The organism is Pseudomonas sp. LBUM1668, from assembly GCF_059695715.1.
This window is the reverse complement of the sequence record NZ_CP166787.1, coordinates 44,072-59,500: the sequence shown is the minus strand read 5'-3', so window position 1 is coordinate 59,500 and position 15,429 is coordinate 44,072. Positions and strand designations below refer to the sequence as shown.

At 59.8% G+C, this 15,429-nt stretch carries 14 protein-coding genes; 7 read left to right on the top strand and 7 right to left on the bottom strand.

Annotation, left to right across the window (positions count from 1 at the left end; genetic code table 11):
• The first annotated feature begins 42 nt into the window (after positions 1–42).
• Both ACA061_RS00265 and ACA061_RS00260 read left to right on the top strand, forming a co-directional pair.
• Positions 43–825: an N-acetylmuramoyl-L-alanine amidase gene (locus tag ACA061_RS00265; protein WP_210700763.1), complete on the top strand. Its 783-nt coding sequence runs from the start codon at positions 43–45 to the stop codon at positions 823–825.
• A 76-nt stretch (positions 826–901) separates the two neighbouring features.
• Positions 902–2,515, top strand: a complete 1,614-nt coding sequence (locus ACA061_RS00260; RefSeq protein ID WP_411959654.1) for an EAL domain-containing protein — start codon at positions 902–904, stop codon at positions 2,513–2,515.
• On the opposite strand, the gene ACA061_RS00255 is transcribed toward ACA061_RS00260, so the two are convergent.
• Positions 2,512–4,302, bottom strand: a complete 1,791-nt coding sequence (locus tag ACA061_RS00255; RefSeq protein WP_497300361.1) for a KinB sensor domain-containing domain — start codon at positions 4,300–4,302, stop codon at positions 2,512–2,514. The genes ACA061_RS00260 and ACA061_RS00255 overlap by 4 nt on opposite strands.
• Before the next feature lie 10 nt (positions 4,303–4,312).
• Positions 4,313–5,659, bottom strand: a complete 1,347-nt coding sequence (algB, locus tag ACA061_RS00250; protein WP_042556945.1) for a sigma-54-dependent response regulator transcription factor AlgB — start codon at positions 5,657–5,659, stop codon at positions 4,313–4,315.
• A gap of 427 nt (positions 5,660–6,086) precedes the next feature.
• Here algB and ACA061_RS00245 point away from each other — a divergent pair, with 427 nt between their 5' ends.
• From ACA061_RS00245 to ACA061_RS00225, 5 genes are all read left to right on the top strand, one after another.
• The gene (locus ACA061_RS00245) at positions 6,087–6,371 is read left to right on the top strand and encodes a hypothetical protein (RefSeq protein WP_150605070.1); all 285 of its coding nucleotides are present in this window, start codon (positions 6,087–6,089) and stop codon (positions 6,369–6,371) included.
• A 74-nt stretch (positions 6,372–6,445) separates the two neighbouring features.
• Entirely contained in the window at positions 6,446–6,610 is a 165-nt protein-coding gene (locus ACA061_RS00240) for a DUF1328 domain-containing protein (protein ID WP_042556943.1), read from the top strand.
• A 2-nt stretch (positions 6,611–6,612) separates the two neighbouring features.
• Positions 6,613–7,077: an inhibitor of vertebrate lysozyme family protein gene (locus ACA061_RS00235; protein WP_150605069.1), complete on the top strand. Its 465-nt coding sequence runs from the start codon at positions 6,613–6,615 to the stop codon at positions 7,075–7,077.
• Between the two features lie 701 nt (positions 7,078–7,778).
• On the top strand, positions 7,779–9,110 hold the full coding sequence (gene gltP / locus ACA061_RS00230) for a glutamate/aspartate:proton symporter GltP (RefSeq protein WP_150605068.1): 1,332 nt from the start codon (positions 7,779–7,781) through the stop codon (positions 9,108–9,110).
• A gap of 218 nt (positions 9,111–9,328) precedes the next feature.
• Positions 9,329–10,558, top strand: coding sequence for a nucleoside recognition domain-containing protein (locus ACA061_RS00225; protein ID WP_150593291.1), 1,230 nt, complete (start codon positions 9,329–9,331; stop codon positions 10,556–10,558).
• A gap of 121 nt (positions 10,559–10,679) precedes the next feature.
• Here ACA061_RS00225 and ACA061_RS00220 read toward each other — a convergent pair whose 3' ends face one another.
• The 5 genes from ACA061_RS00220 to ACA061_RS00200 are packed head-to-tail and all read right to left on the bottom strand — an operon-like array spanning position 10,680 to position 15,277.
• A complete protein-coding gene (locus tag ACA061_RS00220) occupies positions 10,680–11,309 on the bottom strand; it encodes an ABC-type transport auxiliary lipoprotein family protein (protein ID WP_210700761.1) in 630 nt (209 codons plus the stop codon).
• On the bottom strand, positions 11,306–12,244 hold the full coding sequence (locus ACA061_RS00215) for an MlaD family protein (protein WP_150605066.1): 939 nt from the start codon (positions 12,242–12,244) through the stop codon (positions 11,306–11,308). Before ACA061_RS00215 ends, ACA061_RS00220 begins: the two co-directional genes overlap by 4 nt.
• Position 12,245: 1 nt before the next feature.
• Positions 12,246–13,049 (bottom strand): ABC transporter ATP-binding protein, encoded by an 804-nt coding sequence (locus tag ACA061_RS00210; RefSeq protein ID WP_150593294.1) that lies wholly within the window; start codon positions 13,047–13,049, stop codon positions 12,246–12,248.
• Positions 13,046–14,194 carry an ABC transporter permease gene (locus ACA061_RS00205; RefSeq protein ID WP_497300360.1) on the bottom strand — a complete coding sequence of 383 codons (1,149 nt, stop codon included), beginning with the start codon at positions 14,192–14,194 and terminating at the stop codon, positions 13,046–13,048. Before ACA061_RS00205 ends, ACA061_RS00210 begins: the two co-directional genes overlap by 4 nt.
• A gap of 54 nt (positions 14,195–14,248) precedes the next feature.
• Positions 14,249–15,277 carry a DUF5924 family protein gene (locus ACA061_RS00200; protein WP_497300359.1) on the bottom strand — a complete coding sequence of 343 codons (1,029 nt, stop codon included), beginning with the start codon at positions 15,275–15,277 and terminating at the stop codon, positions 14,249–14,251.
• Positions 15,278–15,429: the final 152 nt, after the last annotated feature.

Below are 15,429 nucleotides of genomic sequence, written 5' to 3'. Positions count from 1 at the left end.
GTTACACTGTTGCATTACTGTCTTGCGTAATTGCCCTCTACCATGAAATTTTTTGCCCTCCTCGCGTCGTTACTCGTTCTGGCCGGTTGTGCCAGCGGTCCGCGTTATGACACCAGCCATCCTTCTGCCAACTACGACAGCCGCATCCAGTTCGTGGTCGTGCATTACACCTCGGCGTCGCTCGAGCGTTCGCTGCAGTTGCTGACCCACGGTGAAGTCAGCAGCCACTACCTGATCGGTGACGACCAGCGCGCCACCGTCTACAAGCTGATGGACGAAAACCAGCGCGCCTGGCACGCCGGTGAGAGCCAATGGCAGGGCCGCACCTGGCTCAACTCCAGCTCGATCGGTATCGAAATCGTCAACCCGGGCTTCAAAGACACCCCGACCGGGCGCCTGTGGTATCCCTACAGCGAAGCGCAAATTCAAGCGCTGATCGTCCTGCTCAAAGACATCAGCAAGCGCAACGGCATCAGCCCGCAGCACATCATTGGTCATAGCGACATCGCGCCGCTGCGCAAGCTCGATCCAGGGCCACTGTTTCCGTGGAAGCGTCTCGCCGCCGAAGGTCTGGGTGTGTGGCCGAACGAACAGGCCGTAGCGCGGCAGCAAGCGCTGTTCACCAGCGGCGAACTGCCGAGCATCAGCTGGTTCCAGTCGCAATTGGCCCATCTGGGTTATGAAACGCCGCAGACTGGCGAGCTGGATGTCGCGACGCGCCACGTCCTCGCTGCATTCCAGATGCACTTCCGCCCTTCGCGGTTCGACGGCACCCCGGACGCGCAAACCGCGGCGCTGCTGCTGGTGCTCAATCAGACAAAATAATGACGCCCGCCCGACGGTCAGGGCGAACTTGCAATCAGCAGCTATAACTCATTGGTAATTCTTCGGATATTCCATGATGGTTGCTACCCGAGCGACGCTGCGTAGCTGGTTTTATCGCCCAGGTTTTTTGGCGATGATCGCGGCTGTCCTCAGTGCAAGCCTGTTGTTCGCCGGCGCAATGTTCGTGGCGATGCGCCAGGTCGAACAAAGCGAAAGCCAGGTGATGAACGCTCAGGGCGAACGGTTTCTCGCCCGGCTCGAGCAATTATTCGGTCAATTACGCGAAAGCCTCGACGACCTCGAAGCCCAGCCGTTGCGCAGTTGCGACGACGAAATGATCGCCACGCTGCGGCAAGTCACCTTCAACTATCGCTTCGTCTATGAAGCGGCTTATATGGACGCCTCGCGCATCTGCTCCAACCGTCCGCGCGAGGAAGGCCTGTCGGTTTTCCGCGCGCCGGACATCATCGGCCCGACCTACAGCTACTGGCTGAACACCACCACCGAGCCCGACGAAAACCGCGCGGCACTGATGCTGGGCCGCGGCAATTTTCGTGTGGCCACATCACGCGGGCATTTGACCGACATGGTCGACCTCTCGCCCGGCAGCAGCCTGCTGGTGGTGCTGGATCACGGCTCCCGCGCAATTCCGGTGCTCGGCACTGCGCAAACATGGCCACCAACGGAACCCTGGCCGCCAAAAAGCAGCGGCGCGTTGCAAGTGACCCAGAGTCGCTTGATCTACCGCATGCCCACCGACAACCCGGAATATCAGTTGGTGCTGATCACGCCACGCACCGGCATGCACATCCCCGCCATTTGGTGGTGGATGGTCCCGGCCTGCCTGGTGCTTGGCGCTGTCGTGGGGTTCTGCATGTTTTTGCTGGTGCGCCAGCGTCAGTCACTGGATGCCGAACTGCACGGAGCGATCCGCCGTGGCGAACTGCAAGTGCTCTATCAACCGATCTTCGACCTCGACAGCCGCAACTGCGTCGGCGCTGAGGCCTTGCTGCGTTGGCGCCGTCCGGACGGCACCTTGACCAGCCCGGACCTGTTTATCCCGCTGGCGGAAAACACCGGGCAGATTCGCCAGATGACCGACTTTGTCCTTCAGCGCTTACTGGAGCAATTGGGCCCGGTGCTGCGCGCCAATCCGCAGCTGTATATCTCGGTCAACCTCGCCGCGTGCGACGTGATGGTGCCGCGCATCGGACCGGTCATGGCGCGGCTGCTGAGCCTGCACAGAGTGGCAGCCAAGCAGATTGCCTTCGAAGTGACTGAACGCGGCTTGATTGATGTCGTGGTCGCCCGGGAAAACCTGCAAGCGCTGCGCGATGTGGGCCATCAAGTGCTGATCGACGATTTCGGCACCGGCTATTGCAGCCTCGCCTACCTGCAAACCCTGCCGGTGGATTGCCTGAAAATCGATAAGGCGTTCATCGACGCGCTCGGCCATGACGCCGCCAGCAGCGGCGTCGCTCCACACATCATTCACATGGCGCAGGCCTTGGATCTGAAGGTGATTGCCGAAGGGATCGAGCTGGAATCACAAGCCGAATTGCTCAGCAGCGAAGGCGTGAAGTTCGGTCAGGGCTGGCTGTTCGCCCATGCCCTGAGCGCGGTGCAGTTCATCGAACTGATCACCCGTGGACGGCGGCTTGCGGGACGCCGGATGGATGACGAAGCCTAAACCGCCAACGCCATATAAAACTGCGTGCCCTGCCCCGGCCGCGAATAAACGCCCATCCTTCCACCATGCAACTGAACAATCTCCTTGCATAGCGCCAAGCCGAGCCCGGCCCCGCCCTTCTTGCGCCCGACCTGAACGAACGGCTCGAAGATCCGCCCTTGCTGGCCGTAAGCAATGCCTTCGCCATTATCTTCGACGCTGATGATCACCCGCTCGCCATGACGACGTGCCTGCAAACGGATCTGGCCGTCACGGGCGGTATGGCGCAAGGCGTTATCGATAAGGTTGTCGAGCACCCGGTCAAGCTGTGCCTGGTCAGCCTGCAAGCGTGGCAATGGCCCTTGTACTTCCACAGTCAGATCGATGCCTTTTTCCGCCGCCAAATCGACAAAGCGTAACTGCGCCTGCGTCAGCAGATCTTCGATGGAACACGGCGCGAGCGTCAGTTTCTGTAAGCCGTTCTGGTAACGCGAGAAGTTGAGCAAGTCATTGATCAACTGCATCAGGCGCTGCATTTCTTCATTCACGGTGTCGAGCAGGTCGGCCTCGCGTGACTCCGGCGCAAACTTCGCCCGCTCGCGGAACAGCCCGAACGCCATGTGCATGCCGGTGACCGGCGTACGCAGCTCATGGGAGGCGCGCAGGACAAACTCGCTGCGCACCCGTTCGAAGGCGCGTTGCTCGGTGACATCGTGCAACACCATTACCGCGCCAAGAATGTGGCCCTGAGTGTGGCTGACCGGGGTAAGGCTGTAAGTCAGCAGTCGCGATTCGCCGTCGACCTCGATACTCAAGTCTTCCGGCGCCCGCTCCAGGGTGCCGCCGCGCAGCACCAGTTGCAGCTGCTCATCCAGTTCCGGCCGCTCGAGTGCGCTGCCCAAGCCTTGGCCGAGACGGTCGTCGTCCCAGCCCAATTGGCGCTGGGCGACCGGGTTGAGGTGCTCGAGATGGCCTTGGCGGTCGATCATCAACAAGCCGTCGTCGATGCTGTCGAGCACCGCTTGCAAGCGTTGCTGGCCAGCCAGCAGCTCATCGACGTTGGTGGCCTGATGCTCGCGCAGCGCTTCAGCCATCAGCCCGAAGCGGCGCGACAGCAAATTCACTTCCATGGCCGAGGACGTTGGCAGGACCACTTCAAAATTGCCTTGGCCGATGTTGTCGGCTGCTTTGGCCAGCGCCTCGATGGGCGCACCAAAGCGTCGGGAAATCCCGTGGGCGGTAACGAACCCGATGATCAACACCGCCAGCCCGACCAACCCGAGCAGGCTCGCAATCAGCAACGCCCGGTCACGCGCCGCGTGCTGTACCGAATTGATATTGTCGAGCGCCTGCTTGTGCTCGGCGATCAAGCCATTGCGCAAGATGTTGAAGCGTTCACGAAGATCACCATTGCCACTCAGGGCCGAACCCGGGTCACGGGACTGATCAAACACCTGGAGAAACTTCAGATAATCGGATTTGGCCTGCGAGAACCCGTAATGACGGCCATCGCCCTCCTCTTCTTGAGCAATGCCTTCGTCAAGCAATTGGAAGTAATGTTGTTTGGACGCTTCGAACGCCACCGGGTCAGGTTTCTCGGCGAGCATCATGATCAGTTGATCGCCGAGGGTCTGGCGCAGTTTCAGCCCCAGGTCGAGGGTGACAAAGTTGTTGCGGATCAATGTTTCCTGAGTGCCGGCCATCTGCATCACGCTGACCAGCCCAAGCAGCAGCCCAAGCAAGGCCACGGTGATCAGCGCCGAAATGCTCAGGAACAACCGGGTCCGCAACTTCATCGCCAGTTTCATCGACGGGCACTCACAGGTTGTACTGCTTACGCTTGCGATACAGCGTCGAGGCGTCGATGCCCAGGGTTTTCGCGGCTTGATCCAGAGTGCCGGCGGTGGCGAGTACTGCGCCGATGTGGGCTTTCTCCAACTCATCCAGGCTCAGCGCGGCACCGACGCGTGGCGCGTTGTTGGCCGGTTGCTCAGCCATACCGAGGTGAGTGATTTCCACCCGTTCCTGCGGGCAGATGATGCTCGCCCGCTCGACCACGTTGCGCAGCTCGCGAATGTTGCCCGGCCAACGGTAGCCGAGTAGCGCCTCACGGGCCTCGTCACTGAAACCGCGCGCCGGACGTGCGTACTCTTTGACGAAACGTGCGAGGAAGCGGTCGGCCAGCGTCAGGATGTCCTCGGCACGCTCGCGCAACGGCGGCAGGTGCAAGGTGATGACGTTCAAGCGATACAGCAAATCTTCACGGAAGCGCCCATCGCGCACCATATCTTCAAGGTTGAGGTTGGTCGCCGCCAGAATCCGCACATCGGCGCGGCGAGTCACCGGGTCACCTACCCGCTCATACTCCTTGTCCTGAATGAACCGCAACAACTTGGGTTGCAACGTCAGGGGAAAATCGCCGATCTCGTCGAGAAACAGTGTGCCACCGTCTGCCTGGTTGACTCGACCCAAGGTACTTTCGCTGGCGCCGGTAAACGCCCCGCGACTGTGACCGAACAACTCGCTTTCCATCAGTTCGGCGGTCAGCGACGGGCAGTTGATCGTCACGCAGGATTTCTTCTCGCGTTTGCTCCAGCCGTGAATTGCTCGGGCCAGCTCACCTTTACCGGTGCCGGACTCGCCAAGAATAAGAATGTTGGCATCGGTACCCGCCACTTGCCTCGCGGTTTCCAGCACCACTTTCATAGCCGGGCTGTGGGAATCGAGGCCGTCCTTGGGCTTGCGGATTTCGCCTTCAAGCGCTTCAAGACGCGCCGAGAGCTGGCGCACTTCCAATTGCTTGGCAGTCGCCAGGCGCAATTGATCCGGGCTGCACGGTTTCACCAGGTAGTCGGCGGCGCCAGCCTGGATCGCATCCACGGCCGTGTCGACAGCCGAGTGAGCGGTGACGATCACTACCCGCATCCACGGTGCCTGAATGCGCATTTGCGCCAATACGTCGAGGCCATTGTCTTCGCCCAGACGTAAATCAAGGAAGCACAGGTCGAAGACCTGACGTTGCAGCAGTGCCTCGGCCTGAGCCGCGCTGTTGGCGGTGGCCACCGTATAACCTTCGTCTTCGAGGCAATAGCGGAAAGTTCGCAGGATGGCGGATTCATCATCCACCAGCAGAATGCGGCCTTGTTGCTCAGTGGCAGATTCCATTTTTCCTACGCTCCATAGTGATTGATCTTGAGTTAAGCCCGGAAAAATCGGGCAAGTTGCATGGTTGATTCTGAACGATGCCAGCCATAGGAGGGTAGCCCTCTCCTGCCTTTACGGCTAATCCACTGATTTTGTTGAATTTTTAAACAATCACCGCTTTGCAGGCCTTTCCCTGCGTCCTTTTCTGACATCTGCGCCCCGCTCTCAATTCCATAAGAATGAATTCTCCTACGAAAAAATCGTGCATTGCGCACGACCACAGATGCTCCATCGTGCAGGATGCGTCCCCTGAAATTTTTCACACCCACTTAAGTCATTGTTTTTATTGGTTATTTTTAAGATAAAAAACTGGCATGCAGGCTGCAATACCTTATTCATCCCGGGCAGATCAGAACTGCCCCAACCGAATAAGCGTGAGGAACCCAGGATGACTCGCCAACGTGCCGCCCAAATGCGTATCTCGCCTTTGCATATCCAGCAAGGCCTGTTTGGCGTGCTCGCGCTGTTGATCACCCTGATCGCGTGCCAGCAATACCTGAGCTGGGAAAACAGCCAGAAACCTGAGCCGCTGATCTCGATCCAGCACAGCACGCAGAAGCACTTCAGTGCCGTCAGCAGCACTGCAGCAGAAAACGCTTCGATGCGCATGATGGACGTCGACCAGGCGCAGCCAATGGATCAGCTGCCACGTGAAGAGCGCTGGGTTTTCTAATTGAATCAAACGAATTCGGGCGCGATGCGCCGGAACACGCAACATCCCTAAATAGAGAAGTAAGGAGAATCACCATGTTGAGCTGGGCAATTACATTCTTGATCATTGCCATCATCGCTGCAGTACTGGGCTTCGGTGGTATCGCGGGCACCGCCACGGGTATCGCCAAGATTCTCTTTGTCGTGTTCCTGGTGATGTTTGTTGTGTCGTTCTTCATGGGCCGTCGTGGCCGAGGTTGACGATGAGCGCTTTAAAGACACTGGCAGCCGCCCTGCTTCTGGGCGGTAGTGCCATGGCGATGGCGGCCAATGACGGCCAGGCGCGGGTCAACGAGCTGTTGAGTTCCGACCCGCAGTACAGGGAAACCTGGCAAGGCGTGGTGAAGAAGGAAGAACGCCTGCCGGAATGGGTGATGAACCTGTCCGGCACTTCCGAACAGCAGATGAATGCTGTGGAAGAGGATGGCGACAAGTATCTGGTTGGCCCGCTCTGCGAAAATGCAGACAAGTGCCTCAATCATCGCTTGATCGTTGCGTTCAGCTTCGACAAGGACGACGCCTACGGCATGCTGGTTGATGTGCCCGAAGGCCTGCCGTCCGACAAGTCGCCAACGCGACATGCCACTTACAGGTTCTTCGGCAAACCCGATCAGGGCATGCAGGATCTGTTGATGGAAACTTTGAAAAAAGATCCGAAGTGGTACTGAGTTTGAACATGAGGGCAGCGCCTGCGCTGCCCTCTATTGCGCCCACCCGATGAAGGTCGGCGCATGACCAGGGGGCCGGGACGTTCTGACTGCTACAGGGTCGGAGTGACCTACGGGTACAGGGAGTACCTGCGCGAGGGCCGGGTCAGGGTAAAAGCTGCCGCAAGTTCGTCAATCCAAAGGGGTTCGACGGGCTTGCGCCGAGCTTTCATTTAAGCAAAACGTTGATCCAGAGCGTCCAGCCCCTTCTTTTTATCGTCCACACTGCGCGCGAAAACATTACGCGGTGTTTCCTGGCGACCGTATATCGAGAAAGAGATCTTTTAAACAGTCGGACATCTGGTCTGATTACGTAGGCTTTTTCCTCAAATATCGATCGAAAATTCTCGCTCAAAAAACAATCAACCTTCGCTGGAATGGCCGGTTCACGGCACTTATGCTGGCTGAAATGTCACAATCGAACCGGTTGGGACGCCAGTTTCATTTGAAAAAGCTCATGCCGATTCGGCATAGGGTAGGCGTTTACGGCATTAGACGGCGCAACCTTGCATCGGAATAGTTGCGCCTTTTTTCGCCTGCCGAAGAGCCGTCAATACGTACTTCGGGGCACCTTATACGGAGGCAGATGCACAGACTTTTCCGCTAAAAAGCGTTCCAGTTCCTGCATGTGCCTGAGTCAAACGCAAGTAAGGGTAAAGATAATGAAGAAGGCAAAAATTAGCCTCGCCTGGCAGATCCTCATCGGTCTGGTACTGGGGATTGCAATCGGTGCGTTGCTCAACCATTTCAGTGCCGAAAAGGCCTGGTGGATCAGCAACGTCCTGCAACCGGCAGGCGATATCTTTATCCGTCTGATCAAGATGATCGTGATCCCGATTGTCATCTCTTCCCTGATTGTCGGCATTGCCGGCGTGGGCGACGCCAAGAAGCTCGGGCGTATCGGCCTGAAGACGATCATCTATTTCGAAATCGTCACCACTATCGCCATCGTCGTCGGGCTGGTGCTGGCCAACGTGTTCCACCCGGGCACCGGCATCGACATGAGCACCCTGGGCACGGTGGACATCTCCAAGTACCAGGCGACTGCCGCCGAAGTACAGCATGAACACGCGTTCATCGAGACCATCCTCAACCTGATCCCGTCGAACATCTTCGCGGCCATGGCCCGCGGCGAAATGCTGCCGATCATCTTCTTCTCCGTGCTGTTCGGTCTCGGTCTGTCGAGCCTGCAGTCGGACCTGCGCGAGCCGCTGGTGAAGATGTTCCAGGGCGTCTCGGAAAGCATGTTCAAAGTCACTCACATGATCATGAACTACGCCCCGATCGGCGTATTCGCACTGATCGCGGTGACCGTGGCCAACTTCGGTTTCGCTTCCCTGATACCGCTGGCCAAACTGGTGATCCTGGTTTACGTCGCCATCGCCTTCTTCGCCTTTGTGGTGCTGGGCCTGATCGCCAGGCTGTTCGGCTTCTCGGTGTTGAAGCTGATGCGCATCTTCAAGGATGAACTGGTCCTGGCCTACTCCACCGCCTCCTCGGAAACCGTGCTGCCGCGCGTGATCGAGAAGATGGAAGCCTACGGCGCGCCGAAAGCCATCTGCAGTTTCGTGGTACCGACCGGTTACTCGTTCAACCTCGACGGTTCGACCCTGTACCAGTCCATCGCCGCAATCTTCATTGCCCAGCTGTACGGCATCGACCTGTCGATCAGCCAGCAACTGCTGCTGGTGCTGACCCTGATGGTCACCTCCAAAGGCATCGCCGGCGTACCGGGCGTGTCCTTCGTGGTGCTGCTGGCTACTTTGGGCAGCGTGGGTATTCCGTTGGAAGGCCTGGCGTTCATCGCTGGTGTCGACCGCATCATGGACATGGCCCGTACCGCGCTGAACGTGATCGGCAACGCCTTGGCCGTGCTGGTTATCTCGCGCTGGGAAGGCATGTACGACGACGCCAAGGGCGAGCGCTACTGGAACTCCCTGCCGCACTGGCGCAGCAAGGAAAAACTGCCAGCGGGTGAAATCTCGAAGAACTGACACACCCTGTGTAGGAGCTGCCGCAGGCTGCGATCTTTTGATTCTGTTTTCAAAAGCAAGAGCAATAGATCGCAGCCTTCGGCAGCTCCTACAGTAGATGGCGGTCAACCCTGTAATCGGGGGCACCAGCAATCGTAGACAAACCCCGGAGAAATCCGGGGTTTGTCGTTTCTGGCGACCCCGTTATCATTCGCCGCATCTTCCGGGGGATTTGACTGATGCTTAATGGCCTGTGGCTTGGCTTCTTCATCGTGGCAGCCGTGTCGGCGCTGGTGCAGTGGCTGGTCGGCGGTAACGCCGGGATCTTTGCGGCGATGGTGGAAAGCATTTTCGCCATGGCCAAGCTCTCGGTCGAAGTCATGGTGCTGCTGTTCGGCACCCTCACCCTGTGGCTGGGTTTTCTGCGCATTGCCGAAAAAGCCGGGATCGTCGACTGGCTGGCCAAGGTGTTGGGCCCGCTGTTTCTGCGGCTGATGCCTGAGGTTCCGCCCGGTCACCCGGCCCTTGGCCTGATCACTCTGAACTTCGCCGCCAACGGCCTCGGTCTGGACAACGCCGCCACGCCGATCGGCCTCAAAGCCATGAAGGCGTTGCAGGAACTCAACCCCAGCGCGACCATCGCCAGCAACGCGCAAATCCTCTTCCTGGTGCTCAACGCCTCCTCCCTGACCCTGCTGCCGGTGACGATCTTCATGTACCGCGCCCAGCAAGGCGCGCCGGATCCGACGCTGGTGTTCCTGCCGATTCTGCTGGCGACCAGTTGCTCGACCATCGTCGGCTTTCTCTCGGTCGCCTTCATGCAGCGTCTGCGGGTCTGGGACCCGGTGGTGCTGGCGTATCTGATCCCCGGCGCGCTGATCCTCGGCGCGTTCATGGCGCTGCTGGGGACGATGTCGGCCACGGCGCTGGCGGGGCTTTCGTCGATCCTCGGCAATCTCACGTTGTTCGGGCTGATCATGCTGTTTCTGGTGATTGGTGCGTTGCGCAAAGTGAAGGTTTACGAAGCGTTCGTTGAAGGCGCGAAGGAAGGCTTCGATGTCGCCAAGAACCTGCTGCCGTATCTGGTCGCGATGCTCTGCGCCGTCGGCGTATTGCGCGCATCCGGGGCGCTGGATTTTGGTCTCGACGGGATTCGCCATTTGGTCGAATGGGCCGGTTGGGACACCCGTTTCGTTGATGCGCTGCCAACAGCGATGGTCAAACCGTTCTCCGGCAGCGCTGCGCGGGCGATGCTGATCGAAACAATGCAGACCTCAGGCGTGGACAGCTTCCCGGCGCTCGTGGCAGCGACGGTGCAGGGCAGTACCGAGACGACGTTCTATGTGCTGGCGGTGTATTTCGGTGCGGTGGGGATTCAGCGCGCAAGGCATGCGGTGGGGTGTGCGTTGCTGGCGGAACTGGCCGGCGTGATCGGCGCCATCACTGTGTGCTACTGGTTCTTCGGCTAAGCACAGATCAAAACTGTAGGAGTGAGCCTGCTCGCGATTGCGGACTGACAGTCACCAGTGTTGGTGACTGACAAACCGCAATCGCGAGCAGGCTCACTCCTACATGGGTTTTGTGTGGGGCTCAAGGTCTGGGCGAGGGCGCCAGTTTCTGGCCTTGGTCTACGGCCCAATCCACGACTTTGGCGGTAAGACGATCACTGGCCTGGCCAAACCCGGCGACCACTGCCGGCACCTGCACATCGCTCAGCGGCTGACGTTCCTCAAATCGGCGGCTGGCCAGGATTCGCTGGTCATAACCGCGCACCAGTAACGCATCGAGGCGCACGACGACGCTGGCCTGGGTGCCTTGATATTCAGTCTGAAACGCCTGCAAATTCCCGCCCAGCTCCAGATCTGCCTGAAAGTTGCTGTCATCGGTACTCAGCAACGTCACCCGGCCATCGCGCTGAAAACCGTCGAGCAGCCGATTGCGCAGCAATACCGGCGCCGGATCGCTCCAGCGCGAAGCCTTGTAGCTGCTGATCACGTCACCTTGTGGGATCACTGCGATGGTCGGCCGGTTCAGCGCTTCGCTGGCCTGCAACTTGTTCAAGCGCAGCGACCACGGCTGAGTTGCCGCCGAACCGCGCGAGACGGGCGCCTGTGCTGCCGGCAAGCGGTAGACATCCAGTGGCTCGGCTTCGGGGAAGATCGTGCACGCACTGATCAGCGTAAAGCCAGTGGCGAGGAGGGCGAGGCGAGTCAGCTTCATGGCGTGAACTCCTTGTTCTTGTCACTGCCCAGCAGGTAACCGCTGGGGTTGGCCTCCAGACGTTGAGAAATGGCCCGCAGCGAAGTCAGGGTTTCGCGCAGTTCGCGGATCGCCGGCGCCAGGCCGTTGAGGCCCTGCATGCCGCTGTCGAGGGAGTTCTGGTTCTTGTTCAGCAACGCATTGATGGTGACGCTGCTGTCTTCCAGCGATTTCATTGCCTGCTCGGCGCTGCCCAGCGCCTGTTTGCCCTGATCGTTGAGCAGGCCGTTGGCGTTACGCATCAACGCCGAGGTCTGTTCGAGCATGCTGCCGGCCTGTTTGCCGACGCTCGCCAGTTGCTGCATGGCCTGGCGAATGTCGCCGCGCTGATCGTTGATGGTGCCGGTGGTCTGTTCGAGATGGGCGAGGGTCTTGCTGACGCGTTCGACGTTATCTTCGGAGAACATCTGATTGGCGTTGTGCAGCAGGGCGCTGATGCCGCTCATCAGGTCGTTACTGTCATTGAGCAGCCGCGAGATAGGCGAGGGCGAGGCAATGATCACCGGGTGCTTGCCGTCATGCCCCTTGAGCGTCGGGCTCTGCGGCGTGCCACCGCTGAGCTGGATGATCGACGTGCCAGTGATCCCGGTCAGGGCCAGTTTGGCCTGGGTGTCTTCCTTGACCGGCGTATCGCCACCGAGACGAATCCGCGCCAGCACCCGCCGTGGGTCCTGCGGATCGAGGCGCAGGCTGACCACGTCGCCGACCTTGATCCCGCTGTACTGCACCGAACTGCCCTTGGACAGGCCGCTGACCGCCTCGTTGAACACTACCTCGTAATCCTTGAACTCGGTGTCGACGCTGGATTTGGCCAGGAACAGGCCGAAGAGCAGGGCGCCGGCCACCACCAGCACGGTGCACAGGCCAATCAACACATGATGCGCTCGGGTTTCCATGTCAGACCTCGTTGAGCAGTTTGGCGGCGTCCAGCGCCGAGCGGCCGCGCGGGCCGTGGAAATATTCGTGAATCCACGCGTCATCGGTTTCCGAGACCACGTCGATGGCATCGGCCACCAACACTTTCTTCTGCGCCAACACCGCCACGCGGTCGGTGATGGTGTAGAGCGTGTCGAGGTCGTGGGTCACCAGAAAGACGCTCAGACCTAACGCATCACGCAGGGTCAGGATCAATTGGTCGAACGCCGCCGCGCCAATCGGATCGAGGCCGGCGGTGGGTTCGTCGAGAAAAAGAATGTCCGGATCCAGCGCCAAAGCTCGAGCCAGAGCGGCGCGTTTGATCATGCCGCCGGACAGCGACGCCGGGTATTTGTCTGCCGCCGACAGCGGTAGCCCGGCCAGCGCCAGTTTGACGGCGGCCAGATGCTCGGCATCTTCGCGGCTCAGGCCCGCGTGTTCGATCAGCGGCAGGGCGACGTTCTCGGTCACGGTCAGCGAAGAGAACAGCGCGCCTTTCTGGAACAGCACGCCAAAGCGCCGTTCGATCAACGAGCGCTCATGCTCCGCCAGGCTCGGCAGATTCTGGCCGAACACTTTGACGATGCCCTCGCTGGGCCGGCGCAGGCCGACAATGCTGCGCAGCAGTACCGATTTGCCGCTGCCGGAACCGCCGACCACGGCGAGGATTTCGCCTTTGTACAAATCCAGATCGAGGTTTTCGTGCACGCTCTGCGTACCGAAGCGGTTGCACAGGCCACGGACTTCAATCACCGCCTCCGAGGGCGCACGGGGTAGACGACTCACCAGCCCATCTCCATGAAGAACAGCGCAGCCACCGCGTCGAGCACGATCACCACGAAAATCGACTGCACCACACTCGACGTGGTGTGTGCGCCGACCGATTCGGCGCTGCCGCTGACCTTGAAGCCTTCCAGACAACCAATCGCCGCAATCAGGAACGCGAAGATCGGCGCCTTCACCAGGCCGACCAGAAAATGCTGAACGCCGATGTCGCTTTGCAGCAGCGAGAGGAACATCGCCGGCGAGATATCCAGCGACACCGCGCAGACCACGGCACCGCCGACGATCCCGCAGATCATCGCCAGAAAGGTCAGCAGCGGCAGCGCCACCAGCAACGCCAGCACACGCGGTACCACCAGCAACTCCATCGGATCGAGGCCGAGGGTGCGGATCGCGTCGATTTCCTCGTTGGCCTTCATCGACCCGATTTGCGCGGTGAACGCACTGGCGGTGCGCCCGGCCATCAGGATCGCGGTGAGCAAAACACCGAACTCACGCAGGAAGGCAAAGCCCACCAGATCGACGGTGAAGATGCTCGCGCCAAAACTGGCCAGCACCGTCGCGCCGAGAAACGCCACCACAGCACCCACCAGAAAGGTCAGCAGCGCCACGATGGGCGCAGCGTCGAGGCCGGTCTGTTCAATGTGCGCGATCACGGGCGTGATGCGCCAGCGCTTGGGCCGGAACAAGCCACGGGCGATGGTTTCCAGAATCAGGCCGACGAAGCCGAGCAGTTGCAGGGTGTCTTGCCAAACGGTATCGACGGCGCGGCCGATGCGCGTCAGCAATTGCACGCTGACGCTGATTTCCGGCTCTTTGATCGGCACGCAGAAATCAGTCATCGACTGATACACGGTTTGCAGCAGCGCGCGGTCGGCGCTGGAGATTGTGCAATCGGGGTGTTCGGCGGATTTGCCGAGGCGCTCGGAGCCGAGCAACTCCACCAGCAACGAGGCGCCAGCAGTGTCGAGGGCACCGAGGCTGTTGAGGTCGATAAGCGTGTCGGTGTCGTACTGACCGCGCAGGGTTTCGCTCAGGTGCTTGAGCTCGGTGTAATGGGCGAGCGTCCAGTCCCCGCTGACCTGCAAGCGGGCAGGGGTGTTGGACGTGTCCAATCGGGCACTGCCTGTCATTGAGCTGCTGGTCATAAGCTCCGTGCTTGTTCGGCTGCTAAGCGAACTAACGTAATAGCACGAACCGGGTTACTTTTCTTTGGCCGGTGTGCTGTCGGTGATTTCAAAGCGCAGCACGCCGATCAGCTGGCCATCCTCGGTCAATACCCGCACTTGCCATTTGCCCGCCGGGTTGCCAGGGAAATTCTGCTTGTGCGTCCACGCCCGGTAGCCTTCCTTGCGCCCGCCATGGATGTCGAGGGCAATGCGGTCGACTTCTTTACCGTTGAACTTCCAGACGTGATAAATCCGCTCATCGAGCCCGCGCGGTGCGTTGATCGCGGTGTAGGCGTAGAGGCCGCCATTGCGGATCTGCTCGGCGCTGACCTTATCGAGACTGGCACCGGGGGTGCGATCCTGCATCTGCGTGCTGATGGCTACGTCGGTCATCCACAACGTCGCCGGCGGCACCCACGAGCGCAGCGCCCAACCGACGCCGCCGATGCCGAAGGTGATAAACAGAATCGCCAGCGCGTTGCGCACCGTGCGGATCGGGAAGATCGACGCCAGGCTTGGGAACGACAGCAGCACGGCAATCCCCAGCGACCATTTGAAACTTTGCGCAGTGGTCAGGTGCATGATCACCGGTAGCGCCGTGAGCAGGGCGGCGAACAGGGTCAGGGTGTGCAACGCGAGAAACGCCCAGCGCCGAGGCGCCAGCCATTTGTAATAGAGCGGATCGACGATAGAGATCAGCGCGGCGACGCTAAGCAAGCCGGTGAAGACCAGCTGGCTGCTGTTCCACGTTGTGGTGATGAAAAAGAACGGCAGGACAAAAAACAGACTTTCCTGATGGATCATCTGCGTCGCATAACGCAGCAGCGGCTGGGGGATTTCCCGTTTGAAAATCCGCGTGAAAAGCCCGGTGAGGGTGTTCTCCAGCATCAGCCAGATCCAGCTGAGCAGCATGATCACCGTGATCCAGCTCGCCAGTCCCTGCTGGCGATCGACCAGCATGAAACTGCCAACCCCCGAGATGAAACCACCCAGCGCAATGACCCCGGGGTAGCGCTTCATCAGCTCGATAATGCGCTGGATAAGGAGGGTCAGTTTTGGCATTTTGGCGGTTCACAACGATATGGGGAAAATCCCGGAAAGGTTAACGCCGCATGACCCCTGTGGCGAGGGGATTTATCCCCGATAGGCGGCGCAGCCGTCGTAGATCCTGCAAGCGAATTTTGTCTGGATATACCGAGCTGCCCTTATTGGGG

Excerpts from the sequence above, each read along its gene's own strand:
- ACA061_RS00245 (WP_150605070.1), top strand. The coding sequence starts at position 6,087 with ATGACTCGCCAACGTGCCGCCCAAATGCGTATCTCGCCTTTGCATATC.
- ACA061_RS00205 (WP_497300360.1), bottom strand. The coding sequence starts at position 14,194 with ATGACCAGCAGCTCAATGACAGGCAGTGCCCGATTGGACACGTCCAAC.
- ACA061_RS00225 (WP_150593291.1), top strand. The coding sequence starts at position 9,329 with ATGCTTAATGGCCTGTGGCTTGGCTTCTTCATCGTGGCAGCCGTGTCG.
- ACA061_RS00235 (WP_150605069.1), top strand. The coding sequence starts at position 6,613 with ATGAGCGCTTTAAAGACACTGGCAGCCGCCCTGCTTCTGGGCGGTAGT.
- ACA061_RS00220 (WP_210700761.1), bottom strand. The coding sequence starts at position 11,309 with ATGAAGCTGACTCGCCTCGCCCTCCTCGCCACTGGCTTTACGCTGATC.
- ACA061_RS00265 (WP_210700763.1), top strand. The coding sequence starts at position 43 with ATGAAATTTTTTGCCCTCCTCGCGTCGTTACTCGTTCTGGCCGGTTGT.
- gltP (WP_150605068.1), top strand. The coding sequence starts at position 7,779 with ATGAAGAAGGCAAAAATTAGCCTCGCCTGGCAGATCCTCATCGGTCTG.
- ACA061_RS00260 (WP_411959654.1), top strand. The coding sequence starts at position 902 with ATGGTTGCTACCCGAGCGACGCTGCGTAGCTGGTTTTATCGCCCAGGT.
- ACA061_RS00200 (WP_497300359.1), bottom strand. The coding sequence starts at position 15,277 with ATGCCAAAACTGACCCTCCTTATCCAGCGCATTATCGAGCTGATGAAG.
- ACA061_RS00215 (WP_150605066.1), bottom strand. The coding sequence starts at position 12,244 with ATGGAAACCCGAGCGCATCATGTGTTGATTGGCCTGTGCACCGTGCTG.
- ACA061_RS00255 (WP_497300361.1), bottom strand. The coding sequence starts at position 4,302 with ATGAAACTGGCGATGAAGTTGCGGACCCGGTTGTTCCTGAGCATTTCG.
- ACA061_RS00240 (WP_042556943.1), top strand. The coding sequence starts at position 6,446 with ATGTTGAGCTGGGCAATTACATTCTTGATCATTGCCATCATCGCTGCA.
- algB (WP_042556945.1), bottom strand. The coding sequence starts at position 5,659 with ATGGAATCTGCCACTGAGCAACAAGGCCGCATTCTGCTGGTGGATGAT.